At 70.8% G+C, this 26,902-nt stretch carries 19 protein-coding genes and 1 tRNA gene; 7 read left to right on the forward strand and 13 right to left on the reverse strand.

The window, feature by feature from the left end; translation table 11 throughout:
* Position 1: 1 nt before the first annotated feature.
* Genes PYS65_RS27285 through PYS65_RS27305 form a run of 5 tightly spaced genes read right to left on the reverse strand, consistent with a single transcriptional unit; the run spans position 2 to position 6,167 of the window.
* Positions 2-1,219 carry a CaiB/BaiF CoA transferase family protein gene (locus PYS65_RS27285; protein ID WP_279336588.1) on the reverse strand — a complete coding sequence of 406 codons (1,218 nt, stop codon included), beginning with the start codon at positions 1,217-1,219 and terminating at the stop codon, positions 2-4.
* The gene (locus PYS65_RS27290; protein ID WP_279336589.1) at positions 1,216-2,643 is read right to left on the reverse strand and encodes an ADP-ribosylglycohydrolase family protein; all 1,428 of its coding nucleotides are present in this window, start codon (positions 2,641-2,643) and stop codon (positions 1,216-1,218) included. The genes PYS65_RS27285 and PYS65_RS27290 overlap by 4 nt, the downstream gene beginning before the upstream one ends.
* Positions 2,631-3,812 carry an ADP-ribosylglycohydrolase family protein gene (locus PYS65_RS27295; RefSeq protein ID WP_279336590.1) on the reverse strand — a complete coding sequence of 394 codons (1,182 nt, stop codon included), beginning with the start codon at positions 3,810-3,812 and terminating at the stop codon, positions 2,631-2,633. The genes PYS65_RS27290 and PYS65_RS27295 overlap by 13 nt, the downstream gene beginning before the upstream one ends.
* A gap of 7 nt (positions 3,813-3,819) precedes the next feature.
* A complete protein-coding gene (locus PYS65_RS27300) occupies positions 3,820-5,133 on the reverse strand; it encodes an ADP-ribosylglycohydrolase family protein (RefSeq protein ID WP_279336591.1) in 1,314 nt (437 codons plus the stop codon).
* Positions 5,130-6,167, reverse strand: coding sequence for an ADP-ribosylglycohydrolase family protein (locus PYS65_RS27305; RefSeq protein WP_279336592.1), 1,038 nt, complete (start codon positions 6,165-6,167; stop codon positions 5,130-5,132). The genes PYS65_RS27300 and PYS65_RS27305 overlap by 4 nt, the downstream gene beginning before the upstream one ends.
* A 281-nt stretch (positions 6,168-6,448) precedes the next feature.
* Here PYS65_RS27305 and PYS65_RS27310 point away from each other — a divergent pair, with 281 nt between their 5' ends.
* From PYS65_RS27310 to PYS65_RS27320, 3 genes are all read left to right on the forward strand, one after another.
* Positions 6,449-7,180: a VIT1/CCC1 transporter family protein gene (locus tag PYS65_RS27310; RefSeq protein ID WP_279336593.1), complete on the forward strand. Its 732-nt coding sequence runs from the start codon at positions 6,449-6,451 to the stop codon at positions 7,178-7,180.
* Positions 7,181-7,707: 527 nt separating this feature from the next.
* Positions 7,708-12,261, forward strand: coding sequence for a glutamate synthase large subunit (gene gltB / locus PYS65_RS27315; protein WP_279336594.1), 4,554 nt, complete (start codon positions 7,708-7,710; stop codon positions 12,259-12,261).
* Complete coding sequence (locus tag PYS65_RS27320; RefSeq protein WP_279336595.1) at positions 12,254-13,717, forward strand: glutamate synthase subunit beta; 1,464 nt, start codon at positions 12,254-12,256, stop codon at positions 13,715-13,717. The genes gltB and PYS65_RS27320 overlap by 8 nt, the downstream gene beginning before the upstream one ends.
* A gap of 171 nt (positions 13,718-13,888) precedes the next feature.
* Here the strand turns inward: PYS65_RS27320 and PYS65_RS27325 are convergent, their stop codons facing one another.
* From PYS65_RS27325 to PYS65_RS27335, 3 genes are all read right to left on the reverse strand, one after another.
* Positions 13,889-14,737, reverse strand: coding sequence for a chitosanase (locus PYS65_RS27325; protein ID WP_279338097.1), 849 nt, complete (start codon positions 14,735-14,737; stop codon positions 13,889-13,891).
* 53 nt (positions 14,738-14,790) lie between these two features.
* Positions 14,791-15,720, reverse strand: a complete 930-nt coding sequence (locus tag PYS65_RS27330; protein WP_279336596.1) for a rhomboid family intramembrane serine protease — start codon at positions 15,718-15,720, stop codon at positions 14,791-14,793.
* 165 nt (positions 15,721-15,885) lie between these two features.
* Positions 15,886-16,785, reverse strand: coding sequence for a hypothetical protein (locus tag PYS65_RS27335; protein ID WP_279336597.1), 900 nt, complete (start codon positions 16,783-16,785; stop codon positions 15,886-15,888).
* Positions 16,786-16,909: 124 nt separating this feature from the next.
* On the opposite strand from PYS65_RS27335, the gene PYS65_RS27340 reads away from it, so the two are divergent.
* From PYS65_RS27340 to pyk, 3 genes are all read left to right on the forward strand, one after another.
* Positions 16,910-17,272: a chorismate mutase gene (locus PYS65_RS27340; protein ID WP_279336598.1), complete on the forward strand. Its 363-nt coding sequence runs from the start codon at positions 16,910-16,912 to the stop codon at positions 17,270-17,272.
* 104 nt (positions 17,273-17,376) lie between these two features.
* On the forward strand, positions 17,377-19,890 hold the full coding sequence (pepN, locus tag PYS65_RS27345) for an aminopeptidase N (RefSeq protein WP_279336599.1): 2,514 nt from the start codon (positions 17,377-17,379) through the stop codon (positions 19,888-19,890).
* 251 nt (positions 19,891-20,141) lie between these two features.
* A complete protein-coding gene (pyk, locus tag PYS65_RS27350; protein WP_279336600.1) occupies positions 20,142-21,578 on the forward strand; it encodes a pyruvate kinase in 1,437 nt (478 codons plus the stop codon).
* 18 nt (positions 21,579-21,596) lie between these two features.
* Here pyk and PYS65_RS27355 read toward each other — a convergent pair whose 3' ends face one another.
* Both PYS65_RS27355 and PYS65_RS27360 read right to left on the reverse strand, forming a co-directional pair.
* A complete protein-coding gene (locus PYS65_RS27355; RefSeq protein WP_279336601.1) occupies positions 21,597-22,352 on the reverse strand; it encodes a helix-turn-helix domain-containing protein in 756 nt (251 codons plus the stop codon).
* A 105-nt stretch (positions 22,353-22,457) separates the two neighbouring features.
* Positions 22,458-22,532, reverse strand: a tRNA-Leu gene (locus PYS65_RS27360).
* Between the two features lie 104 nt (positions 22,533-22,636).
* Between PYS65_RS27360 and PYS65_RS27365 the strand changes: the two genes are divergently transcribed.
* Entirely contained in the window at positions 22,637-23,293 is a 657-nt protein-coding gene (locus tag PYS65_RS27365; RefSeq protein WP_279336602.1) for an ANTAR domain-containing response regulator, read from the forward strand.
* A 72-nt stretch (positions 23,294-23,365) separates the two neighbouring features.
* Here the strand turns inward: PYS65_RS27365 and PYS65_RS27370 are convergent, their stop codons facing one another.
* From PYS65_RS27370 to PYS65_RS27380, 3 genes are read right to left on the reverse strand one after another with little or no spacing between them, the layout of a single operon-like run.
* A complete protein-coding gene (locus PYS65_RS27370) occupies positions 23,366-24,082 on the reverse strand; it encodes an ABC transporter ATP-binding protein (RefSeq protein WP_279336603.1) in 717 nt (238 codons plus the stop codon).
* Positions 24,079-25,065, reverse strand: a complete 987-nt coding sequence (locus PYS65_RS27375) for an ABC transporter ATP-binding protein (RefSeq protein ID WP_279336604.1) — start codon at positions 25,063-25,065, stop codon at positions 24,079-24,081. The genes PYS65_RS27370 and PYS65_RS27375 overlap by 4 nt, the downstream gene beginning before the upstream one ends.
* Before the next feature lie 3 nt (positions 25,066-25,068).
* On the reverse strand, positions 25,069-26,898 hold the full coding sequence (locus PYS65_RS27380; RefSeq protein WP_279336605.1) for a branched-chain amino acid ABC transporter permease: 1,830 nt from the start codon (positions 26,896-26,898) through the stop codon (positions 25,069-25,071).
* Positions 26,899-26,902: the final 4 nt, after the last annotated feature.

Consider the following 26,902-nt stretch of genomic DNA (forward strand, 5'->3'; position numbering starts at 1 on the left):
GTCACAGTGCGCCCTCCGCGCGCAGCGCCGTCAGCTCGGCCGGGGTGAGCCCCAGCTCGGTCAGGACCTCGTCGGTGTCCGCGCCGTGCGGGCGGCCCGCCCAGCGGATCGCGCCGGGGGTGTGGGAGAGCCGGAAGAGGACGTTCTGCATGCGCAGCGGGCCCAGCTCCGGATCGTCGACCGTGGTGATGGTGTTCAGGGCCTGGTACTGCGAGTCGGTCATCACGTCCCGTACGTCCTGGACGGGGGCCACCGCGGCCTCGGCCTTCTCGAAGGCCGCGAGCACGTCGGTGCGGGTGCGGCGGGCGATCCATCCGCCCACGGCCTCGTCCAGCGTGTCCGCGTGCCGGGCCCGGCCGGCGCCGGTGGCGAACCACGGTTCGCCGATCAGTTCGGGCCGTCCCACCAGCCGCATCACCCGCTCGGCGACCGACTGGGCCGAGGTGGAGACGGCGACCCAGGTGCCGTCGGCGGTGAGGTAGGTGCCGCGCGGGGCGTTGTTCTGGGAGCGGTTCCCGGTGCGGGGCTGGACATGGCCCAGCTGGTCGTACCAGGTCGGCTGCGGGCCGAGCGCGGTGAGGATCGGTTCGATGAGGGCCATGTCGACGACCTGGCCCTCGCCGGTGCGCTCGCGCCCGGCGAGCGCGGTCAGCACCGCGTACGCCGTGGTCAGGCCCGCGATGGAGTCGGCCAGTCCGAACGGCGGCAGCGTCGGGGGCGCGTCCGGTTCACCGGTGATGGCGGCGAAGCCGCTCATCGCCTCGGCGAGGGTGCCGAAGCCGGGGCGATGGGCGTACGGGCCGAACTGGCCGAATCCGGTGACCCGGGCCAGGACCAGCCGGGGGTTGGCGGCGGACAGTTCGGGCCAGCCCAGGTCCCACTTCTCCAGGGTGCCCGGCCGGAAGTTCTCGATGATCACGTCGGCGGTCCCGGCGAGGCGCAGCAGGGTCGCCCGGCCGCCGGCCGTGGACAGATCGAGGGTGATGGTCCGTTTGTTGCGGCCGAGCAGCTTCCACCACAGCCCCACGCCGTTCTTCGACGGTCCGTGGCCGCGGGAGGGGTCCGGTTTCCTCGGGTGCTCGACCTTGACGACCTCGGCGCCGAAGTCGCCGAGCAGGGTCGCGGCGAGGGGCCCGGCGAAGAGGGTGGCGAGGTCCAGGACGCGCAGGCCGGTCAGCGGAGGGCCGGCGGTGGGGGCGGGGGCGGTGGGCCGGGTCATGGGCGGGAGGCCTCCAGGTGGGTCAGACGGGCCAGGGTGTCGAAGCCGATGCCGTCGAAGGTGCCGACGGAGGTGGCCAGCCGGTTCTTCAGCGGGGCCGTCCAGCGTTCGGGGAGCGCGGCGGGGGAGCCGGCGAGGAGGGCGGCGATGCCGCCGACGGTCGCGCCGGCCGAGTCCGTGTCGAGTCCCCCCGAGACGGTGCGGCAGATCGCGCCGGTGAAGTCGCCGTCCGCGTGGGTGAGGGCGGCGGCGATCAGCGCGGTGTTGGGCACGGCGTGCACCCAGTGGACGTCCGCGTGCCGGGCGTGGATCGCGTCGACGACGTCCGCGAAGTCGTCGTGCTCGTGCGCCAGTCGCACGGCGTGGCGCACGGCGCGGGCGAGCCGGGAGCGGGGCGGTACGACGGCGAGACCGGCCCGCAGACAGGCATGGACGTCCTGGCCGCTGCCGCTGCCGGTGGCGCCCGGTTCCGCGGCGGCGGTGGCGATGGCGGCCGCGGCGAACATCGCGGCGTAGACGCCGTTGGCGGTGTGGGTGAGGATCGCGTCGCGATGGGCCTGTTCCGCCGCGCCCGCCGGGTCCCCCGGGTTGGTCCAGCCGTGCACGTCGGCGCGGATCAGGGCGCCGATCCACTCGCGGAACGGATTGCGGTGCCGGGCAGTGCGCGGGGGCTCCAGGCCGCTCAGGAGGTTGCGGTAGGCGATGCGTTCGGCGGTGAAGGCGCGGCCCGCCGGGAGTTCGTCCAGCCAGAGCCGGGCCACGTCCGCGGTGGTGAAGTTCCTGCCGTACCGCTGGAGCAGCAGCAGGTTGAGGAGCGGGTAGTCGAGGTCGTCGTCCTCGGGCATGCCGTCGATGTTCTCGGCGAGGGACGTGGCCGCGGAACGACGGTTCCAGGGGTACCGGGCGGCCAGTTCCCCGGGGACTCCGCGGGCGGTGAAGTAGCCGTTCAGGGGCCAGTTCCCGGTGGCCCGGGCGAGCAGGCGGATGCCGTCGAGGGGGAGCTTCTCCACGGGCTTGCCGAGCAGGCAGCCGACGGCCCGGCCGAGCCAGGCGGCTTCGAGGCGGCCGGTACGGCGGTGGTCCGCGTCGGTGTGGTCGGCGTCGGCGTGGCCGGGGGCCGGTGGACGGGTGCCGGCGGGGGAGGGCCAGTCGGGGCACAGGGACTTGATCGCGGCGAGGTCCGTCGGCTCGTCGTCCGCCAGGCCGCTGGGCAGGTCGGCCAGTTCGTCCAGGAGGTCCCCGGCCAGCAGCCTGAGGTAGCGGGAGGCCGGGCGCGGGGAGGCGCCGGCGCGGAGCGGGGCCTCGGGGCCGCCCGCCGCGCGCCAGCGGGCCGCGACGGCCGAGGGCGCCCTGCCGTCCTGGGCCGCCTGGCGCAGCTCGTGGCCGATCAGGTCCTCCGGCTGGACCCAGGTCAGTCGGAGCACGCCGGGCCTCCCAACTCGGCGAACGCCTGTTCGTGCGCCCGGCGTCGGGACACGTCGCGTGCGAAGACCTCGCAGGTCACCGCGGTCAGCGCGGCCGCGGGTGCCCAGAGGTCGAGACGGCTGGCGTCCGCCACGGTCTTCGCCCAGTCCTCGGGGACCGGTGAGCCGAGGGCGCCGGTCACCGCCCCGGCCATCGTGGCGATGGAGTCGCAGTCCCGGCCGTAGTTGACCGCGCCCAGCACCGCCTGCCGGAAGTCGCCGCGGGCCACCACCACCATGCCCAGCGCGACGGGGAGTTCCTCGACGGCGTGCAGCCGGGACGGCCGGCGGGCGCCCAGCGAGGGGGAGCGGTAGTCGGGGCCCACGGTGTCGTACGGGGCCACCGCCTCCCGCAACGGGCGCAGCGCGGACTCGAAGTCCGGGTGCCGGGACGCCTCTTCGCAGACCCGTTCGATCGCCTCGCGGGTGCCGTCCTTCGCCAGCGACAGGCACGCGTCGACGACCGAGTCCGCACTCGCCCCCGGCGCGCACGCCGCCGCCACGGCCGCGGCGAGCACCCCCGCCGCCTCCCGGCCGTACGACCACTGGTGGGCCCCCGCGACGTCCAGCGCCTCGGCGTACGCGCCCGCCGGGTTGGCCGCGTTGACCAGGCCGACGGGGGCCATGTACATCGCGGCACCGCAGTTGACGATGTTGCCGGAGCCCGCCTCGCGCGGGTCGACGTGGCCGTAGTGGATCCGGGTCACCAGCCACTTCTCCGCGAGGAAGATCCGCTGGAGCGGGAGCGCCTCCGCCTCCAGTTCCGGGATCCAGCGCGGGGTGCCCATCAGGTCCGGCACCAGGTGGTCGGCGACGGCATGGGCGTCCAGATGGTCCCGGACCCGCGCGTACACCCGGACCAGGGCGTGCGTCATGAGGGTGTCGTCGGTGACGTGTCCGTCGCCCTTGTGGTACGGGGCGATGGGCCGGGCGGTGCGCCAGGCGTCGCCGTTCCAGGGGCCGACGACACCGTGGACGCGGCCACCGTGGCGTTCGGTGATCTGCTCGGGGGAGTATCCCTCGACGGGGCCGCCGAGCGCGTCGCCGACGGCGGCTCCCACCAGCGCGCCGGTGATCCGCTCGTCCAGGGGCGCGCTGTGGCCCCGCTTCTCGTCCTCTGTGGGCGTCATGTCCGAATCATCCCTCTGGTGGGGGTGGTTGCGCGGCTTCCAGGAGTCCGGCGAGTTCCACCAGGTCGGTGCCGGTGAGCCGGGGGAGCGCGCAGCCGGAGAGGGTGCGGCAGCTCTCCCGCCACGAGGCGGGGATCGCCGCGCCGCCGCCCAGCGCGCCGGTCAGGGCGCCGACGAGGGCGGGGGCGGAGTCCGCGACCCGGGACAGGCAGGCCGCGGCGGGGACCGCCTCCGCGATCCGGCCGCGGGCGGCGGTGGCGAGGGCGAGAGCGACGGGGACGGTTTCGGCGGCGGCGACACCGTAGCTGTAGACGTGGTCGACGATCTGGTGCTCCAGGAGCGGTACGAGGGCGAAGGCGCCGTCGGTGTCCGCGGCGAGCCGCAGGGCGTGCCGGGCGTTGCGGCCGATCTCCGTCTCCTCGGGCAGCTCGGCGACCGCGGCGGCCACACACGCCGCCACGTCCGCTCCGGCCAGCGCGAGGGCGACGGCGGCGGCCATCGCGCGGGCGCCGTGCACCCCGTCGCCGTCCTGGGTGTAGCGGGCGTCGAACTCGGCGAGTGCCGCGGCGCGTGCGGGGTCGCCGGCGTGGGCGACGGCCAGGACGCAGGCCCGTACGCAGGCCGCGTCGTCGAAGTAGTGCGGGTTGTCGTGGCCGGTGGCGGGCGGCCGCAGACCGGTGGCGAGGTTGCCGAGCCCGGCCCGTACGGAGATACGGGCGCGCAGGGGCAGCACGGCCGACTCGATCTCGGGGGCGCGGGCGGCCGCCGCGGCGACCTCACCGGCCGCGACGTTCCAGGTCAGGTCGATGGCGGCCCGGGTACGGCGTTCCCGGCTCAGATCCCCCAGGGCGCTGTCGTGGCCGGCCAGCAGGACCGCCTCGGCCGCGAACGCCGCCCACTCGGCGTCGTCGGAGGGGCCGAGCCGCAGGGGCTCCGGGGGCTGGTTGAGGGCGATCGGTACGGGGAGGGTGGTGGTCGCGTTCTGCTCGGCGAAGGCGTCCAGCTCCCGGGTGAGCCGCCGGGTCCACTCGGGCATCCGGGCGGCCCGGTGCCGTGCGGCGGGCCAGCCGGCGGCGTCACCGGCGGCGAGGCCGAGCAGCAGGCCCTCGGTGCGCGCCCGCGGCGGCGGGGCGGGGGGCACGGCCTCGGTCCCGCCTTCGGCCCGGTGCTCCCCGCCCGCTTCGCGCGTGCGGGTCCCGTGGCCGGAGGCGGGCGGCTCCTGGGAGGCTCCCTCCCCCTCGACGGCCGAGGACGGCGCTGTGGGTGGGGCCGGGGTGGTGACGGTGGACGGGGCCGGAGCCGGGGCGGGGGGCGGGGTCATGTCGGGGCCTCCGTGTCGTTGTCCGCTGCCAGGACGAAAGTGCCTGGTGTGAGCAGGTCCGCGATGTCCAGGACGTGGTGGCCGGCCATCGCGGGGAGGCAGCTGCCGCGGGCCGGGCCGATGGCTGCGGCCCAGGCCTCCGGGATCGCGTGGACACCCCGGGTCGCCCCCGCGAGGGCGCCCGCCACGGCTGCCGTGGTGTCGGCGTCGCGGCCCATGTTGACGGCCGTCAGCACCGCTTGTTCGAAGTCGCCGTCCGCCGCCGCGTACGCGCCGAAGGCGAGGGCGACGGCTTCGGGAGCCAGGTCGGTCCAGGGGTAGCCGCCGACCACGACGGCGGAGCGGACCGCGCGTTCGCCCAGGTGGGCGGCGGTGACGGCGCGGCGCAGGGAACGGGCGGTCCAGGAGTCCTCCGGCACCAGGGCCAGTGCGGCGGCGACGACCGTGACCACCGGTGCTCCCGCCATCGCCGCCGCCACGCCCGCCGCGACCGCCTGGCCGCCGTAGATGCCCTCGCCGTCGTGGCTGACCGAGCCGTCGACGGCCGCCAGCCGGGCCGCCTCGGCGGGACGGCCGGCCGCGAAGACGCCGTGCGGTGCCGCCCGCATCGCCAGCCCGTCGCTCCAGGGGTGGCGGTGCTGGGCGGAGAGGGGGGCGGCCAGTCCCCGGCGGAGGTTCTCCAGGGTGCCGCGTTCGCTGAAGCCCGCGCCGCGGAAGGGCCCCTCACAGCGGTCCGCGATCCACTCGTGCCAGGCCGCCCCCACCTGCTCCGGGGTGAGCGCGGAGCCGTGCCGGGCCAGCAGCAGGCCGGTGAGGATCGCGTACTCGGTGTCGTCCGTGCCCGCGGGGTGTTCCGCGACGTACCCGGTGATACGGCCCCACCGGGCGCGGATCTCGGAGGGCCGCATGTTCTCGGCCGGGGCGCCCAGCGCGTCGCCGACGGCCAGGCCGAGCAGCGCGCCGCGGGCCCGTTCGCGGCGCCCGGCGGAGTCCTCGGGCGCCGGGGCGGAGGGGATGCAGGCGATCGCTGCCATACGCGGCTCTCCTCTCAGGGGCGCCCCGAGAGGTGCGAAGCCCTTTGCGGAACTGTCCCCGGTGAGGTGTCCGGCGCAGCCTCACAGGCCTCAGCGTCACCCGGTCGGCATCTGCGCGGCCCTCTACACGGAGCTGCGGAATCCGCGAAACCGCAGGTTAGCCCAGCCTTTCCTTGCTGGCGGAGGGGAATCAAGGAGGGTATCTTGGGCATTGTAAAAAAGTAGAACGTGTCTAAAACTGCGTCTGTTCACAGACGCGTGTGAACTCCCTGGGGGACCGCATGGCGATCATCGATACCGAGGCGACGCTGCACGAGGCGCACCGCGACAACCACACCCACCGTGACGTGAACGGCGGCTGGCTGCGCCCCGCCGTGTTCGGCGCGATGGACGGGCTGGTCTCCAACCTCGCGTTGATCACCGGCGTCGCCGGCGGCTCGGTCGGTCAGCAGACCATCGTCATCACCGGCCTCGCGGGCCTGGCGGCCGGCGCCTTCTCCATGGCCGCCGGCGAGTACACCTCCGTCGCCTCCCAGCGCGACCTCGTCGAGGCCGAACTGGAGGTCGAGCGGCGCGAACTGCGCAAGCACCCCCAGGACGAGGAGGCCGAACTCGCCGGCCTCTACGAGTCCCGCGGTGTCGAGCCGGAACTCGCCCGTGAGGTGGCCCGGCAGCTGTCGAAGGACCCCGAGCAGGCGCTGGAGATCCACGCCCGCGAGGAACTGGGGATCGACCCCGGCGGCCTGCCCTCGCCCACCGTGGCCGCCGTCTCCAGCTTCGGCGCCTTCGCACTGGGCGCGCTGCTGCCCGTACTGCCCTATCTGCTCGGCGCGGGCAGCCTGTGGCCGGCCGTGCTGGTGGCCCTGCTGGGACTCTTCCTGTGCGGCGCGCTGGTGGCCAAGGTGACCGCGCGGACCTGGTGGTTCAGCGGGCTGCGGCAGCTCGCCCTCGGCGGCGCGGCGGCCGGCGTGACCTACGCCCTGGGCGCGCTGTTCGGCACCGCCATCGGCTGACCCGGCTCCACCCGGCCCGGACGGACGATCCGGTTCGGTTCGGACGGCCCGGTCGGACCACGCGGCTCGCGTGGTCCGACCGGGCCGTCCGGCGATCCGGCCCCGCTTTCGCGCGACGGACCGCACAAGTAGCCGTTACTCGTTGGTTTCGACCGTGTGACGACGGGGCATGAGCGGAAAGCGCTACGGGTAACGAAGCCCGTGACACACGTGCGAGGAGGGGCGGAACCGCCCTCTTCCCGCCTTCGGACCGGCGGACACCGATCTGCCCGCCCCGGTCCCCACAGCCTCCGCCGTCAGGTACGGAACCCCGCCGTGACCTGCAAAGCATCCGCACAATGGAGCGAAATATCCCGCTTTCCGGGACCTCATCCATCGTGTAATCTGCACGAAATTTCGCAGCCACGCAGAGGGCCAACGTCGTCCCTCGGCACTCACCACATGCCACATGACGACGACGAGGAGAGCCGATGCGTATGCCGCGTCAGCCGTGCCAGCATTCCGCGCAAGGCCAGAACCGGTCCTCCATGGACGCACGCCCCGCCCCCCAGGGCCTGTACGACCCCCGCGACGAACACGACGCCTGCGGCGTGGGCTTCGTCGCCGCCCTCACCGGCGAGGCCTCCCACACCCTGGTGGAACAGGCACTCACCGTCCTGCGCAACCTGGAGCACCGCGGCGCCACCGGCTCCGAGCCCGACTCCGGCGACGGCGCGGGCATCCTCTCCCAGGTCCCGGACGCCTTCTTCCGCGAGGTGGCCGGATTCCAACTGCCCGAGGCCGGCGCCTACGCCGTCGGCACCGCCTTCCTCCCCCTCGAGACGGCCGACGAGGCCGCCGCCCGCATCGAGGAGATCGCCCGCGACGAGGGCCTGACCGTCCTCGGCTGGCGCGACGTGCCCGTCGCACCCGAGCTGCTCGGCGCCACCGCCCGCTCCACGATGCCCGCCTTCCGCCAGATCTTCGTCACGGACCACACGTCGACCGGCATCGACCTCGACCGCACCGCCTTCGTACTGCGCAAGCGCGCCGAGCGCGAGGCCGACGTCTACTTCCCGTCGCTGTCCGCGCGGACCATCGTCTACAAGGGCATGCTCACCACCGGCCAGCTGGAGCCCTTCTTCCCGGACCTGTCGGACCGCCGCTTCGGCTCCGCGATCGCGCTCGTGCACTCCCGGTTCTCCACGAACACCTTCCCGTCGTGGCCGCTCGCGCACCCCTACCGCTTCGTCGCCCACAACGGCGAGATCAACACCGTCAAGGGCAACCGCAACTGGATGCGCGCCCGCGAGTCCCAGCTGGTCTCCGCTCTGTTCGGTCCCGAGAAGGACCTCGAGCGCATCTTCCCGGTGTGCACCCCCGACGCCTCCGACTCCGCCTCCTTCGACGAGGTCCTCGAACTGCTGCACCTCGGCGGGCGCTCGCTGCCGCACTCCGTGCTGATGATGATCCCGGAGGCGTGGGAGAACCACGCGTCGATGAACTCCAAGGACGCGGCCCGACGCGCCTTCTACCAGTACCACTCCACGATGATGGAGCCCTGGGACGGCCCCGCCTGCGTCACCTTCACCGACGGCACCCAGGTCGGCGCCGTACTCGACCGCAACGGCCTGCGCCCCGGCCGCTACTGGGTCACCGACGACGGCCTGGTCGTCCTCGGCTCCGAGGTCGGCGTCCTCGACATCGACCCGGCGAAGGTCGTCCGCAAGGGCCGCCTGCAGCCCGGCCGCATGTTCCTGGTGGACACCGCCGAGCACCGCGTCATCGAGGACGACGAGATCAAGGCCGCCCTCGCCGCAGAGCACCCCTACGCCCAGTGGCTGGAAGCCGGCGAGATCGAACTGTCCGACCTGCCCGAGCGCGAGCACATCGTGCACACCCACGCCTCGGTCACCCGACGCCAGCAGACCTTCGGCTACACCGAGGAGGAACTGCGCGTCCTGCTCGCCCCGATGGCCAGGACCGGCGCCGAACCGATCGGCTCCATGGGCACCGACTCCCCGATCGCCGCGCTCTCCGAGCGCCCCCGGCTGCTCTTCGACTACTTCACCCAGCTGTTCGCGCAGGTCACCAACCCGCCGCTGGACGCGATCCGCGAAGAACTGGTCACCTCCCTGCGCAGCTCCCTGGGCCCCCAGGGCAACCTGCTCGAGCCGACGGCCGCGTCCTGCCGCTCCGTGGTCCTGCCCTTCCCGGTCATCGACAACGACGAGCTGGCCAAGCTCATCCACGTCAACGCCGACGGCGACCTGCCCGGCTTCAAGGCCGCCACCCTCTCCGGCCTCTACCGGGTCTCCGGCGGCGGCGACACCCTCGCCGCCCGCATCGAGGAGATCTGCGCCGAGGCCGACGCCGCCATCGGCAACGGCGCCCGCCTGATCGTCCTGTCCGACCGGCACTCCGACGCCGAGCACGCGCCCATCCCGTCGCTGCTGCTCACCGCGGCCGTCCACCACCACCTCATCCGCACCAGACAGCGCACCCGGGTGGGCCTCCTGGTCGAGGCCGGCGACGTCCGCGAGGTCCACCACGTGGCCCTCCTCATCGGCTTCGGCGCCGCCGCCGTCAACCCCTACCTGGCGATGGAGTCCGTCGAGGACCTCGTCCGCGCCGGCACCTTCCTGCAAGCCGTCGACGGCGAGCCCGAGAAGGCCATCCGCAACCTCATCCACGCCCTCGGCAAGGGCGTCCTGAAGGTCATGTCCAAGATGGGCATCTCCACCGTCGCCTCCTACCGCGGCGCCCAGGTCTTCGAAGCCGTCGGCCTCGACGAGCAGTTCGTCGAGAAGTACTTCCACGGCACCGCCACCAAGATCGGCGGTATCGGCATCGACGTCGTCGCCCAGGAGGTCGCCGCCCGCCACGCCAAGGCGTACCCCGCCTCCGGCATCGCCCCCGCCCACCGCGCCCTCGACATCGGCGGCGAGTACCAGTGGCGACGCGAGGGCGAACCGCACCTGTTCGACCCGGAGACCGTCTTCCGCCTCCAGCACTCCACCCGCTCCGGCCGCTACGACGTCTTCAAGCAGTACACCCACCGCGTCAACGAGCAGTCCGAACGCCTGATGACACTGCGCGGCCTGTTCGGCCTCACCTCCGGCCGAAAGCCGATCCCCCTCGACGAGGTCGAGCCGGCCTCCGAGATCGTCAAGAGGTTCTCCACCGGCGCCATGTCGTACGGCTCCATCTCCCAGGAGGCGCACGAGACCCTCGCCATCGCCATGAACCAGCTCGGCGGCAAGTCCAACACCGGAGAGGGCGGCGAGGACCCCGAGCGCCTGTACGACCCGGCCCGCCGCTCCGCCATCAAGCAGGTCGCCTCCGGCCGCTTCGGCGTGACCTCCGAATACCTGGTCAACGCCGACGACATCCAGATCAAGATGGCCCAGGGCGCCAAGCCCGGCGAAGGCGGCCAGCTGCCCGGCCACAAGGTCTACCCGTGGATCGCGAAGACCCGGCACTCGACACCCGGCGTGGGCCTCATCTCCCCGCCGCCGCACCACGACATCTACTCCATCGAGGACCTCGCCCAGCTCATCCACGACCTGAAGAACGCCAACCCCCGGGCGCGCATCCACGTCAAACTGGTCTCCGAGGTCGGCGTCGGCACCGTCGCCGCGGGCGTCTCCAAGGCCCACGCCGACGTCGTGCTCATCTCCGGTCACGACGGCGGCACCGGCGCCTCCCCGCTGACCTCCCTCAAGCACGCCGGCGGCCCCTGGGAACTCGGCCTCGCCGAAACCCAGCAGACACTCCTGCTCAACGGCCTGCGCGACCGGATCGTCGTCCAGACCGACGGCCAGCTCAAGACCGGCCGCGACGTCGTCGTCGCCGCCCTCCTCGGCGCCGAGGAGTTCGGCTTCGCCACCGCACCCCTGGTCGTCTCCGGCTGCGTCATGATGCGCGTCTGCCACCTGGACACCTGCCCCGTCGGCATCGCCACCCAGAACCCGGTCCTGCGCGACCGCTTCACCGGCCAGGCCGAGCACGTCGTGAACTTCTTCCGGTTCATCGCCGAAGAGGTCCGCGAACTCCTCGCCGAACTCGGCTTCCGCTCCCTCGAGGAAGCCGTCGGCCACGCCGAGGTCCTCGACGTGACCCGCGCCGTCGACCACTGGAAGGCGCAGGGCCTGGAACTGACCCCGCTGCTCCACGTCCCGGACCTGCCCGACGGCGCCGTCCGCCACCAGGCCGTCCCCCAGGACCACGGACTGGCGAAGGCCCTCGACAACGAGCTGATCAAGCTCGCCGCCGACGCGCTCGCCGCCGACGGCGCCCCCGACGCCCAGCCGGTCCGCGCCCAGGTCGCCATCCGCAACATCAACCGCACCGTCGGCACCATGCTCGGCCACGAGGTGACGAAGAAGTTCGGCGGCGCCGGCCTGCCCGACGACACCATCGACATCACCTTCACCGGCTCCGCCGGCCAGTCCTTCGGCGCCTTCGTCCCCCGCGGCATCACCCTGCGCCTGGAGGGCGACGCCAACGACTACGTCGGCAAGGGCCTCTCCGGCGGCCGCCTCGTCATCCGCCCCGACCGCGGCGCCGACCACCTCGCCGAGTACAGCGTCATCGCCGGCAACACCCTCGCCTACGGCGCCACCGGCGGCGAGATGTTCCTGCGCGGCAAGGTCGGCGAACGGTTCTGCGTGCGCAACTCCGGCGCGCTGGTCGTCTCCGAGGGCGTGGGCGACCACGGCTGCGAGTACATGACCGGCGGTCACGCGGTCGTCCTCGGCGAGACCGGCCGCAACTTCGCGGCCGGCATGTCCGGCGGCGTCGCCTACGTCATCGACCTCGACCGGGACGACGTCAACGCCGGCAACCTGGACGCCGTCCACGAACCCGACGACACCGACCGCGCCTGGCTGCACGACGTGGTGCGCCGCCACCAGGAGGAGACGGGCTCCACCGTCGCCGCCCGGCTGCTCGCCGAGTGGGACACCGCGGCCGGGCGCTTCAGCAAGATCACCCCCCGTACGTACCAGGCAGTGCTCGCCGCCAAGGACGCCGCCGAGCGAGCCGGACTCTCCGAGTCCGACACCCACCGGAAGATGATGGAGGCGGCGACCCATGGCTGACCCGAAGGGCTTCCTGAACCACGGACGCGAGGTCGCCACCTCCCGCCCGGTCACCGAACGCGTCAAGGACTGGAACGAGGTCCACGTCCCCGGCTCCCTGCTGCCGATCATCAGCAAGCAGGCCGGCCGCTGCATGGACTGCGGCATCCCGTTCTGCCACAACGGCTGCCCGCTGGGCAACCTCATCCCCGAGTGGAACGACTACGCCTACCGCGGAGACTGGCAGGCGGCCTCCGAGCGCCTGCACGCCACCAACAACTTCCCGGAGTTCACCGGCCGCCTGTGCCCCGCCCCGTGCGAATCGGCGTGCGTCCTGGGCATCAACCAGCCGCCCGTCACCATCAAGAACGTCGAGGTCTCGATCATCGACAAGGCGTGGGAGGCCGGCGACGTCGCCCCGCGCATCCCCGAACGCCACTCCGGCCACACCGTAGCGGTCGTCGGCTCCGGCCCCGCCGGCCTGGCCGCCGCCCAGCAGCTGACCCGGGCCGGCCACACCGTCGCCGTCTACGAACGGGCCGACCGCATCGGCGGCCTCCTGCGCTACGGCATCCCCGAGTTCAAGATGGAGAAGCGGCACATCAACCGCCGTATCGAGCAGATGCGCGCGGAAGGCACCAAGTTCCGCACCGGCATCGAGATCGGCCGCGACCTGCCGGCCACCGCACTGCGCAAGCGGTACGACGCCGTCGTCCTCGCCGTCGGCGCGACCACCCCGCGCGACCTGCCCGTACCGGGCCGCGAACTGGGCGGCATCCACCAGGCCATGGAATACCTGCCGCTGGCCAACAAGGTGCAGGAAGGCGACTACGTCACCCCGCCGATCTCCGCCGAGGGCAAGCACGTCGTCGTCATCGGCGGCGGCGACACCGGCGCCGACTGCGTGGGCACCGCCCACCGCCAGGGCGCCGCCTCCGTCACCCAGCTGGAGATCATGCCCCGCCCGGGCGAGGAACGGAACCCGCTCTCCCAGCCGTGGCCGACCTTCCCCCTGCTCTACAAGGTCACCTCCGCCCACGAGGAGGGCGGCGAGCGGACCTACTCCGTCGCCACCACCCACTTCGAGGGCGACGCCGACGGCAACGTGCAGTGGCTGCACCTGACCGAGGTCGAGTTCGTCGACGGCAAGCTCACCCACAAGCCCGGCACCGAGCGGGCGATCCCCGCCCAGCTGGTCACCCTCGCCATGGGCTTCACCGGCACCGACCGGGACAACGGCCTCGTCGACCAGTTCGGCCTGGACCTCGACGAACGCGGTAACATCGCCCGCGACGCCGACTTCCGGACCAGCGTGCCGGGTGTCTTCGTCGCCGGCGACGCCGGCCGCGGCCAGTCGCTGATCGTGTGGGCGATCGCCGAGGGCCGCTCCGCCGCGCGCGGTTGCGACCGCCACCTCACCGGCGCGAGCGACCTGCCCGCACCGATCCGCCCCACCGACCGCTCACTGGCGGTGTGACGGTGTGCCCCGCCCACCACCCGGTGGCGGACCGCACCGCACAAGGGACCTGACGGGTCCCCCACAGAGGTCCCGTACAACGGCGTACGGAACACCAGGTGGCGCCTGCCCGCCGTCCCCGACCGGACGAAACCGGGCAGGCGCCGCCGCATCCCGCTCGGGGAATCCCGCTCAGGGAATACGGAAGGTGCTCCCGTTGACCTGCCACGTCAGCGGCGTCGCCAGCTCCAGGTTCCCCTCCCGCAGGAACCGGCGCTGCACGGTGTCCACCCGGGACGTGTCGGCGCCCGGCTTGCGCGCGAGCATGGCCGCGCGGCGCACATCGAGGAACGCCTCCAGGAACGCCTCCTCACCACCGCCCTGCCCCGGCGTCCTCGCCTTGCGCACGGCCTGCTCCCGCAGGCCGTAGAAGCCCTCGGGGCCGGTGTCGGGACCACGCCGGACCATCGCGTCGTAGTACACGAACTGGCCGAGCGTGCCGAGACCGTCCAGCTTGGCCATGCGCACCGCCGGATCGAAGTAGACCCGGTCGCGCTCGGCCTCCTGGGCCGCGCGGAAAGCGGGCTTCTCCGACTCCGCCCGCCATGCCTGTGTGAAACCCGGGTCCAGACCCTCGTGCGAGTCCGTGCCGTCCACCTCACGCAGCGCGGGCAGGAACTCCGCCAGCCCGTTGTCCGGGTGGTCCTTCGTGTAGCCCTCCACGAGGGCGAGCAGGTCGTGGGTGCCGGTGGTGAAGCCGATGATCCCGGCCGTGTAGCCGACACCGTCCCCGGCGTCCTCGACGGCGCCGAAGGTCTCACGCCAGCGCAGCGTCGAGTTCTCGGCGCTCGCCACGAGCTGCTGGGCGAGCTCCTTCTTCGCCGGGTCGGCCAGGCCCGGCGGCCGGCTCGCCACCAGCGCGTCGTCCTCGGCCGACTCCGAACCGGCACGCTCCGCGGCCTGCTCACGCGCGTTCGGCGAGGCGGACACGGCCGGACCGCGGCCGGCGGCCGCACCGTCCGAGCCGCCGGGCATCACCATGTACACGGCCGTCGCCACCACCGGCACGGCCGCGATCAGCAGCGCAGGACGCCTCACCGGAACACACCTCCACCCGTCAGATCCGCCACCTTGACCGCCGCCAGGACGACGAACAGCGCCAACACCACCAGACACGCACCCACCTGCACCCACGCACGATGCCTGCCCCTGGGCGCATGGACGAAGACCGCCGCCACCGCACCGCCCGCCAGCAGCCCGCCCAGGTGCCCCTCCCACGACGTGAACACCGCGGAGACCACCAGCCACAGCAGCAGCCCCGCCATGAACCGGTTGACCGCGCTCATGTCGGCACCGATCCGACGCGCCACCACGTAGTACGCGGCCCCCAGCCCGAAGATCGCCCCGGACGCCCCGACCACCATGTCCAGCGGCGCGAGCAGCAGCACCAGCACCGAACCGCCCAGCGCCGACAGCAGATACAGGGCGAGATGGTGGACACGGCCCAGCATCGGCTCGACGGCCCGGCCCAGGTTCCACAGCACCACCATGTTCATCACGATGTGCAGGATGCCGAACGTCCCCCCGGTCGGCGGCAGATGCAGGAACGCGCCGGTCAGCAGCCGGTACCACTCCCCGCCCACCACACCCTCCGGACGGAAGACCCCGAAGTGCCCGCCCTCGACCCACACGTAGTGTTCGCCGTCCGGCCCGACCAGCCCCGCACCCAGCATCGCGAACCGGTCCACGACCCCCGGCAGCGCCACCTCCGCCAGATAGGCCAGCACATTGACGACGATCAGCGCGTACGTCACCACCGGCACCGCCGAGACGCGGCCACCCGCCACGGTGCGGGCCTGCCGCATCGACCGCACACCCTCCTTCACGCACTCGGGACACTGGTGGCCCACGGCCGCCTCCCGCATGCAGTCCGGACAGATGTACCGCTCACAGCGCACACAGCTGACGTGGCACTCCACCTTGGGATGGCGGTAACAGGTGGTGACGGTGGACTCGGAATCCACGAGCCGGCTCCTTGCGGGGGACGGGACGGACGAGCCGGCGAGGACCGCGGCGCACAGAAAGTATCGAACACCGGTGCAGTCGGGCGGAAGCGGGGTCGAAGCACCCGGGCCGCGTACCACGACCCACCCCGGGGAGCCGTAGACACCCACCCCGGACACCCACCCCTACGTGTCGCACTCCAGCACCGTCCGGCACAACCCGCACCGCACCCGCACCCGCCCCCGCACCGCGACCCTGATCCGCTGATGACAGGTAGGACACGGAAACGACACCCGCAACGCCCCCTCACCGTCACCACCGGACGTGAAGCTGTACGGCACACCCCCCGGAACCGACGGGACCGCCGCAAGAGCCTGCTGCCGGTCCCGCGCGTACCGCCGACGCCCCACCCAGCCGGCCGCCGTCAACGGCGGCTGCTGTCCGTCCCGCCGCGCCAGCTCCATCCCCCTCACATACGCCGCATAAGCCTGCGCACTGGTGAACCACACCGACGGATCCTCACCGAACACCAGCGACCGCTTCGCCAGCACATACCCGAACTCCTCCGGCGTGAGATACCCCAGCTTCTGCGACGACACCCCGTCCTCCCGGAACGCGTCCAGCAGCAGCCACCCCGCCCCCAGATACGTCGCCGCCGTGTCCGTCAGGATCTCGTTGTCCCGCGTACCGGGGAACGACAACCCCAGACGATGCAGGTACACATGCATCACCTCATGCGCCAGCGCCGCCCCGATATCCCGCCGATGCGTCCGGAACCGGTCATTCAGCTCCACGAAATACTCCGGACCGGCCGCAAGCTCCACATTCGCCGCATGCCGCATCTCACGAAAACCGACGATCAACCGCGCATCCGGCAACCGATAGTGCCGCACCAGCTCCCGCGCCACCCGCTGCGCCCCCAGATGAAGATCATCCAGATCGCCGAACGCCACATCCACCGGAGCCACACTGGTCGAGAACGACCGCACCGTGTCGTACGACAGACGCCGGTACACCGCCGTGACGGCCGACCGCACCGTCTCCAGATGCGGAAAGCCATGCTCCACCGGCCCGTCGTTCGCCACGCCTCACCCCCAAGACGCCAGAAACCGGTTCCACCCTACGGCCCCGCCCCGACAACCGCCCCCGACCGTCCACACCCCGAACACCACACCCCCCGCCCACCACCGCCCCGTAGGCTGCCACCCCATGACCACCAGCAACACCGGTACCGGAGACATCGACCCCGCAGTCCGCGAGGAACTCACCCGGTTGCGCGACAGCATCGACAACATCGACGCCGCCGTCGTCCACATGCTCGCCGAACGCTTCAAATGCACCCAGCAGGTCGGCCGCCTCAAAGCCCGCCACCACCTGCCACCCGCCGACCCCACCCGCGAAAGCCGGCAGATCACCCGACTGCGCACCCTCGCCGAGAACGCCAAACTCGACCCGGCCTTCGCCGAGAAATTCCTCAACTTCATCATCGCCGAGGTCATCCGCCACCACGAACACATCGCCGACACCACCACCAAAAACACCCCCGGCGACTCCACACCCACCACCGACTGACACCCCCGAAAACCCGCAGAGGCGCGCATCGGGGAGCCCCGACAACACCGGGCATACGCCGCGTACCGATCCGCCTCTGTGCCACACCACCGACATCGGGCAGCATGGCCTGCATGTCCGTACTGACGCGCGACGAAGCGCACAACCGAGCACAGCTCCTCGACGTCCACCGCTACACGATCGAACTCGATCTCACCACCGGTGACGACACCTTCGACTCCCGCACCCAGATCCGCTTCACCGTCCTCACCGACCAGGACGACACGGACACCTTCGTCGAAGTCAAGCCCGCCGAGCTGCGCTCCGTCACCCTCGACGGACACCCCCTCGACCCCGACACCCTCCACGGCAACCGACTGCCGCTCAAGGGCCTCACCCCCGGCGAACACGAACTGCACGTCGACGCCACCATGCACTACTCCCGCACCGGCGAAGGCATGCACCGCTTCACCGACCCCGCCGACGGCGAGACCTACGTCTACACCCAACTCTTCATGGACGACGTCCAACGCGTCTTCGCCGCCTTCGACCAACCCGACCTCAAAGCCGTCTTCGAGATGACCGTCACCGCCCCCCACCACTGGACCGTCCTCGCCAACGGCATCACCCGACACCTCGGCCAAGGCCGCTGGAAAGCAGCCCCCACCCCCCTCATCTCCACCTACCTCGTCGCCGTCGCCGCAGGCCCCTGGCACACCGTCCGCACCGAACACCGCGGCCTGCCCTTCGCCCTCCACTGCCGCCGCTCCCTCGCCCCCCACCTCGACACCGACGCCGACGAACTCCTCGACATCACCCGCGCCTGCTTCGACCGCTACCACGAAAAATTCCAGGAACCCTACCCCTTCGACTCCTACGACCAGGCATTCGTCCCCGAATTCAACGCCGGCGCCATGGAAAACCCCGGACTCGTCACCTTCCGCGACGAATTCGTCTTCCGCTCCGCCGTCACCGACACCCAACGCCAGACCCGCGCCATGGTCATCGCCCACGAAATGGCCCACATGTGGTTCGGCGACCTCGTCACCCTCACCTGGTGGGACGACATCTGGCTCAACGAGTCCTTCGCCGAATACATGGGCTACCAGACCACCGCCGAAGCCACCCGCTTCGCCGACACCTGGACCGACTTCGGCATCACCCGCAAACCCTGGGGATACGACGCCGACCAACGCCCCTCCACCCACCCCGTCGCCCCCGAAAACGTCCAGGACACCGCCTCCGCCCTCCTCAACTTCGACGGCATCTCCTACGCCAAGGGCGCCTCCGCACTACGCCAACTCGTCGCCTGGCTCGGCGAGAAGGACTTCCTCGCCGGCATCAACACCCACATCGACCGGCACAAATTCGCCAACGCCACCCTCGCCGACTTCATCGACTCCCTCGCCTCCGCCACCGACCGCGACGTCCACGCCTGGGCCGACGCCTGGCTCCGCACCACCGGCGTCGACACCCTCACCCCCCACCTCCACACCGACAACGGACACCGGCACCTCACCGTCCGCCGCGCGGACGACGACAGCCGCCCCCACCGCATCACCCTCGGCCTCTACGACCACGACCTCGACGACACCCGCGGCCTCACCCTCCGCACCCGCCTGGAAGCCGACCTCCCCTCCCACGGCGACACCACCCTCAGCGCCCCGGGCCCACGCCCCGCCCTCCTCGTCCTCAACGACGGCGACCTCACCTACGCCAAGATCCGCTTCGACGACCACTCCTTCCGGACCATCCGCACCCACCTGTCCGGACTGCCCGACCCCCTCACCCGCGCCGTCGTCTGGAACGCCCTGCGCGACGCCGTCCGCGACGGCGACCTCCCCGCCGCCACCTACCTCGACATCGCCCGCACCCACCTCCCGCACGAAACCGACCCCGCCCTCGTCCAAGGCGCCCTCACCTTCGCCACCACCCACATCGCCGGCCGCTACACCACCCCCGAACAACGACCCGCCGCCCTCACCACCCTCACCGACCTGTGCCGCGACCTCATCCGCCGCACCGAGGACGGCGACCACCCCGACCTGCGCCTCATCGCCGTACGCCACCGCATCGACACCGCCGCCCACCCCGACACCATCGCCGCCTGGCTCGCCGACGGCACCGTCCCCGGCGGCCCCGAACTCGACCCCGAACTCCGCTGGCGCATCCTCACCCGCCTCGCCGTCCTCGACGCCACCGACGAAGCCACCATCGCCGCCGAACTCGCCCACGACCCCAGCGCCACCGGCCAGGAAGGCGCCGCCCGCTGCCGCGCCGCACTGCCCCACGAAGACACCAAGGCCCGCGCCTGGGACGCCATGTTCCACACCGACGACCTGTCCAACTACCTCTTCACCGCCACCGCCCAGGGCTTCTGGCAACCCGAACAGGCCGACCTCGTACGCCCCTACGTCGCCCGCTACTACAAGGACGCCGTCGCCCTCGCCGCCCGCCGCGGCCCCGCCATCGCCGAAGCCGCCGGCCACTGGGCCTTCCCCGTCCACGCCGTCGACCCCGAAACCCTCCGCCTCGGCGAGAAATGCCTCCGCAAGGCCGACCCGACCCCCGCCCTCCGCCGCAAACTCGTCGACCAGCTCGACGACCTGGCCCGAGCACTGCGCGTACGCCAGGCATAACCCGCGAACGACACGGACGCTTTGCCGTCGGGGGCGCCGCACCGCACGGAACCCCCGACCACGCGAACTCATGACCGACATACGACCGACATATGACTGACCTACGACCGGCTTATGAGTAGCAGTCATGAATGCTCATACGAGCATCCGGTCGCACAATTCAACCCTTGTCCATAAGCATTCATGAGCAGTCCGCCGAACGGACACATACGACCTCATCGCTACCCATCGGTAAGCCCTAGGCTCACACCATGCGCCGAGCAAAAATCGTCTGCACGCTGGGGCCCGCCACCGACACATACGACCAGATCAAACACCTGGTCGACGCCGGAATGGACGTCGCCCGACTCAACCTCAGCCACGGCACCCACGCCGAGCACGAGGAGCGCTACCACCGCGTACGAAAGGCCGCCGACGAAACCGGCCGCAGCGTCGGCCTCCTCGCCGACCTCCAAGGCCCGAAAATCAGACTCGGCCACTTCACCGAAGGCCCCGTACTCCTCGAACGCGGCGACACCTTCACCATCACCGTCGAAGACGGCGCCCAAGGCGACCGCCACAGCAGCGGCACCACCCACGCCGGCCTCGCAGACGACGTCACCCCCGGCGAACGCATCCTCATCGACGACGGCAGAGTCACCCTCGAAGTCACCGGCGTCGACGGCCCCCGCGTCCGCACCACCGTCATCGAAGGCGGCATGGTCTCCGACCACAAAGGCCTCAACCTCCCCGGCGTCGCCGTCTCCGTCCCCGCCCTCTCCAAAAAAGACGAAGACGACCTCCGCTGGGCCCTGCGCACCGGATTCGACGTCATCGCCCTCTCCTTCGTACGCAGCGGACGCGACATCAAGGACGTCCACCGCATCATGGAGGAAGAAGGCCGCCGGCTCCCCGTCATCGCCAAAATCGAAAAACCCCAGGCCGTCGAGAACATCGACGACATCGTGGCCGCCTTCGACGCCGTGATGATCGCCCGCGGAGACCTCGGCGTCGAAATGCCACTCGAACAAGTCCCCATCGTTCAAAAACGCGCCATCAAACTCGCCAAACGCAATGCCAAACCGGTCATCGTCGCCACCCAAATGCTCGACTCGATGATCGACAACGCCCGCCCCACCCGCGCCGAAGCCTCCGACGTCGCCAACGCCGTCCTCGACGGCGCCGACGCCGTCATGCTCTCCGGCGAAACCAGCGTCGGCAAACACGCCATCCGCACCGTCCGCACCATGGCCCGCATCATCGAAGCAGCAGAGGAGGACCTCCTCGCCAAAGGCCTCCCACCCCTCACCGAACGCAACAAACCCCGCACCCAGGGCGGCGCCGTGGCCCGCGCGGCAGCGGAAATCGGCGACTTCCTCGACGCCAGGTTCCTCGTCGCCTTCACCCAGTCCGGCGACACCGCCCGACGCCTCTCCCGCTACCGCTCACCCATCCCCCTCCTCGCCTTCACCACCGACCCCGCCACCCGCTCCCGGCTCAGCCTCACCTGGGGCGTCGAAACCTTCCTCGGCCCTCACGTCGACACCACCGACGCCATGGTCGACCAGGTCGACGAGCTCCTCCTGCGGTACGCCCGCTGCGAGAAGGGCGACACGGTCGTCATCACGGCCGGCTCCCCTCCGGGAGTCCCCGGCACGACCAACCTCGTCCGCGTCCACCACATCGGCGAGGACGACACCCTCAAGTAGCCTCACCGGGGCCCCGGTTCAGTACTTGGGCCCCACATGACGGTCCATGAGGGCGACGGAGGCCTTCTTGGCGACGGAGATGTTGAAGGGGGCACCGCCCCGGGTGCAGTGCGTCCACTCGACACCGAGCCGGTCCAGGGCATCGGTGTACAGCCTCCGGATGTCGTCCGACTTGTTGGTGAAGAAGTACCGGGGGTACTCGTAGCGCTTCCGCTCACCGCCGACCACCCGGGTGGTCCAGTTGGTGATCCGGCACCCGTCGGAGTGAACGAGACCGCGGACGAACTCCCACGGGTGAGCGTCGACGACGGCCCGCTGCCAGGGCTCGAGGACGATCAGGCGCTCGTGCTTCTTGCCCGGGCCGTGCTGGGGGAAGAGTTGTGGCCAGTAGGGGGAGTAGCTGGTGACTGCCACACAGCCCTGCTTCGGCTGGACGTAGATGCCGATGCCGGGGCGGACTCGGCAAATGGCTTCACGGCACTGTTCGATCAACCCTGGCCACGCGTCCGCGCAGGCGATCCGCAGGTAGTAGCCGGAACGCGGGTGCGCGCTGATGCAGCCATCGCCGAGGTAGAGGCCCAGAAGATAGGTGTAGGCGTACTCATCGGCAGGTGGCCCTGGGGCGGGAGACGTCATTCGAGGCAGGGGCTCCAGGCGGTGCTGCCAGGACCTGATCGCGGCGCGCGAGATGCCTGTCTCGTGGCTCACCGAGTTGAGACTGCGGCCCTGGGCCACCAGGGCGAGTGCTTGCTTGCGAGTGCTGAGGTCGTACATGTGCACACCGTGCGCCAATGACCGCAGTGACACGCAATAAAAGGCGGACGTTCACGCGAACGTGGACACTGACCCGGGAGCGTAATCTTGGAAACGAAGGAAAAGTGCCCCGGGTGGGATTCGAACCCACACTGTCGGTGGTTTGAGCACCGCTTCTCTAACCAGTTGGAATACCGGGGCCTATGAAACGAAGGTTGGCGGTCACCCGCCGTGCCCCCACCTTACCGCAGCTGGGTACGCTCTTGTCAGCAGTACCGGTCTGCCCCGCACCAAGGAGCCCCCACGTGAGCGTCCCCGAGTTGCCCCAGCCAGTAGACGCGTCCGACGACGACAAGTCGCACGTGCCTCCGATGACGACGCGCGTCGTCATCGCCGAGGACGAGGCGCTGATCCGGCTCGATCTCAAGGAGATGCTGGAGGAGGAGGGGTACACCGTCGTCGGTGAGGCCGGTGACGGTGAGCGGGCGGTGGAGCTGGCGCGGGAGCACCGGCCGGATCTGGTGATCCTCGATGTGAAGATGCCGAAGCTGGACGGTATCTCGGCGGCGGAGAAGATCGCCGAGGAGAGTATCGCGCCGGTGTTGATGCTGACGGCGTTCTCGCAGCGTGATCTGGTGGAGCGGGCGCGGGACGCGGGGGCGATGGCGTATCTGGTGAAGCCGTTCTCGAAGAGTGATGTGGTGCCGGCGATCGAGATGGCGGTGTCGCGGTTCACGGAGTTGCGGGAGCTGGAGCGTGAGGTCGCGGATCTGAGTCTGCGGCTGGAGACGCGGAAGCTGGTGGACCGGGCGAAGTCGGTGTTGCAGACGGTGTACGGGCTGTCGGAGCCGGCGGCGTTCCGGTGGATCCAGAAGACGTCGATGGATCGGCGGATGTCGATGCAGCAGGTGGCGCAGGCGGTCATCGACGACGCGGCGGAGAAGAAGGCGGCGAAGGGTTAGAGGTGGGTATGGGTGAGGCCCGCGTTCCCTGGTGGGGGCGCGGGCCTCGGGGTTTTCCGGGGTGGGTGGGGGTCAGTCGACGCCGAGGTAGGCCTTGCGGACGGATTCGTCGTGGAGGAGGTTCTGTCCGGTTCCGGAGAGGACGATGTTGCCGACTTCCATGACGTGGCCGTGGTCGGCGAGGGAGAGGGCGGCCTGGGCGTTCTGTTCGACGAGCAGGATGGTGGTGCCCTGGGCCTTGAGTTCGGCGATGGTGGCCATGATTTTCTGCATCATGATCGGTGAGAGGCCCATGGAGGGTTCGTCGAGCATGAGGAGTTTGGGCTGGGACATGAGTGCCCTGCCCATGGCGAGCATTTGTTGTTCTCCGCCGGAGAGGGTGCCTGCGGCCTGCTTGCGGCGTTCTCCGAGGATGGGGAAGAGGTCGTAGGAGCGTTGGATGTCCTTCTCGATGCCTGCCTTGTCGTTGCGGAGGAAGGCGCCGAGGCGGAGGTTGTCCTCGATGGACATGCGGGGGAAGATGTGCCGGCCTTCGGGGGAGTGGGCGAGGCCGAGGGCGACGATGTCGTGCGCCGGGGTTTTCTTGAGTGATTTGCCGTTGAACTTGATCTGGCCGCCGACCGGCTTGAGGAGGCCGGAGAGGGTGCGCAGGGTGGTGGTTTTGCCGGCGCCGTTGGTGCCGATGAGGGTGACGACTTCGCCGGCTTCGACCTTGAAGGAGATCCCCTTGACGGCTTGGATCTTGCCGTAGGCGACTTTGAGGTCTTCGACTTCGAGGAGTGCGGTCATCGGTCGTTCTCCTTGCCGGGCGCGGCGTCCGTGGTGGCCTCGGCGGCATCGGCGTCTGTCGTGGTGTCGGCCGCTGTCCCGGCCTCTGCCTCGGCCTGGGTCTCGGCCTGCGTCTCGGCCTGTGCTTCGGCTCTCTCGACCTCGGCGATCTCCTCCTCGCCGGGCGCTCCTTCGAAGGGCTCGCCGAGGTAGGCGGCGATGACGCGTTCGTCCTGCTGGACGGTGGCGCTGTCGCCTTCGATGAGCTTTTCGCCCTGGACGAGTACGGCGACGCGGTCGCAGAGGTTCATGATGAACCGCATGTCGTGCTCGATGACGAGGATGGCGATGCCCATGTCCCGGATGGCGAAGATCAGTTCTTCGGTGGCGCGGGTTTCCTGCGGGTTCATGCCGGCGGTGGGCTCGTCGAGGAGCAGCAGGCCGGGTTCGCTGGCCAGGGCGCGGGCGATCTCGAGTTTGCGCTGTTCGCCGTAGGGCAGATTGCGTGAGAGGTGGTCGGCCTTGTGGGCGAGGCCGACGAACTCGAGGAGTTCCATGGCGCGTTCGCGGGAGGCGGCTTCGGCCTTGTGGAAGCCGGGGCCGCGCAGCAGGGCGGACCAGAGTCCTTCCTTGGTGCGGGTGTGCCGGCCGACGAGCACGTTTTCCAGGACCGTCATGTTGGCGAACAGGCGGATGTTCTGGAAGGTGCGGGCGATGCCGGCCGCGGTGACCTTGAAGGACTTGGGCGGCAGGACCTTGTCCTTGTAGCGGACTTCGCCCTCGGTGGGGATGTAGAGGCCGGTCAGGCAGTTGAAGAAGGTGGTCTTGCCGGCACCGTTGGGGCCGATGAGTCCGACGATCTCGCCGCTGTTGACGGTGAGGTCGACTCCGCGTACGGCGGTGAGGCCGCCGAAGCGCATGGTGACGCCCCGTGCGTCGAGGACGGTCTCGCGGGGGGCGGTCGCGTCGGGCGTGGCGCCCTGGGTGGTGGTGTCGGTTGTCATGGGTCAGACCCCTGCCTTGCTGAGGGCTGCGGGCGCTTCCGTGTTCTCGTGGAACTCGAGCTGGCGGCGCCGGTTGGGGATGAGGCCCTCCGGGCGGAAGCGCATGAGCAGGACGAGTGCGAGACCGAAGGCCAGGAGTTGGTAGTCGCCGAGGAACTGGAGCTTGGCCGGGATGAGGTAGAGCAGGGCTGCGCCGACGAGCGGGCCGCTGATGGTGCCCATGCCGCCGAGGACGACCGCGGCGAGCAGGAAGGCAGAGTTGGGCGGGACGACGTGGGCGAACATGTACTGCTCGGGGGTCACGGTGTAGGTGACGTGGGCCTGGACGGCGCCGGCGAGGCCGGCCAGGGTGGCGCCGAGGGCGAAGGCGACGAGCTTGACGCGGAAGCCGTTGATGCCCATGGCGCGTGCGGCGGTCTCGTCCTCGCGGACGGCGATCCAGGCGCGGCCGATGCGGGAGTCGCTGCTGCGCCGGAAGACGATCACGACGACCAGTGTGATGAGCAGCATCAGCAGGAAGTAGTTGGCGAAGCGGCCGATGGTGAATCCGAGGAGGGTGTGTTCCTGGCCGAAGTCGAAGCCGAGGATGTTCAGGTTCGGGATGGAGGAGATGCCGGCGGAGCCGTTGGTGATGTCGGGTCCGGAGGTGCCGTCGGTGTTGAGGACGGCGATGCGGAAGATCTCACCGAAGCCGAGGGTGACGATGGCGAGGTAGTCGCCGCGCAGCCGCAGGGTGGGGGCGCCGATGAGGACGCCGAAGATCATGGAGACCAGGGCGCCGAGCAGTGCCGAGGCCCAGAACGGCATCTGGATGTGCAGGGGTGAGGAGGGTGAGCCGGAGACCAGGGCGGCGGTGTAGGCGCCGACGCCGAGGAAGGCGACGTATCCGAGGTCGAGGAGGCCGGCGAGGCCGACGACGATGTTCAGGCCGAGTGCGACGGTGGCGAAGATCAGGATGTAGACGCCGATGGTGGCGTACTGGTCGTCGGACTGGGTGAAGGGGAAGGCGGCGGCGGCGACGAAGGCGCCGATCATGGTGATGTTGCGGTGCTTGGAGGTGATCGCCGAGATGCGGGCCACCAGTCCGGCCTTGAGGAGTGCGGTGAAGCAGAGGCCGACGGTGATGAGGAAGCCGATGAAGAGTTCGTCGTACGCGGTGCCGATGCCGTAGGTGAAGACGGTGAGGCCGATGGCCATGGCCGCGATGATGATGAGGATCTCGGCGTAGGAGGGGAGTTTGCCGAGGGGGCGGATGGTGCCGGTGGCGAAGGCTGCCTGCAGTTGCCTCTTGCCGTGGGCTGTTTTGTGCTTGAACTGGTTCCAGCCGCTGTCCTCGGGGTCGATGGGGTCGGGGTCGGGGCGCTCGAAGGGGAGGGCCAGGGCGCCGAGGAGGGCGGTGAGGCTGGCGGCGGCGGCGAGGTAGCCGCCGGGTTCCAGGTTGACGACGCCGCCGAGTTTCACGCTGATGGCGAGCACCGTGTACCAGGTGGTGCCGAAGGCGGCGAGGGCCGCGAGTTTGATGGCCGCGTCGGCGCCGGCGGGGGTGGCCCAGCCGAGGCCCTTGACGCTGTAGGAGGAGAGGGCGAAGAGGGCGGTCAGGGCTCCGCCGATGAGGACGAGTACCTGGAGGCCGCCGGGGTAGCCATAGACGGTGAGGTCGCCGGGGAAGGCGGAGGTCCAGGTCCAGGCGAGGAAGGCGGAGGCGACGGTCAGGAGGGCGCCGCCGGTGGCCAGGGCGCGGCCGATGTGTTCCGGGAGGGGGATGAGCCCGGTGGGTGCGCTGCCGGTGGTGGGGGCGTTGGGGGTTTCGGGTGCGGTGATCTGTGTGGTCATCGGT

Origin of the sequence: Streptomyces cathayae (genome assembly GCF_029760955.1) — a bacterium.
GTDB classification, from domain to species: domain Bacteria; phylum Actinomycetota; class Actinomycetes; order Streptomycetales; family Streptomycetaceae; genus Streptomyces; species Streptomyces cathayae.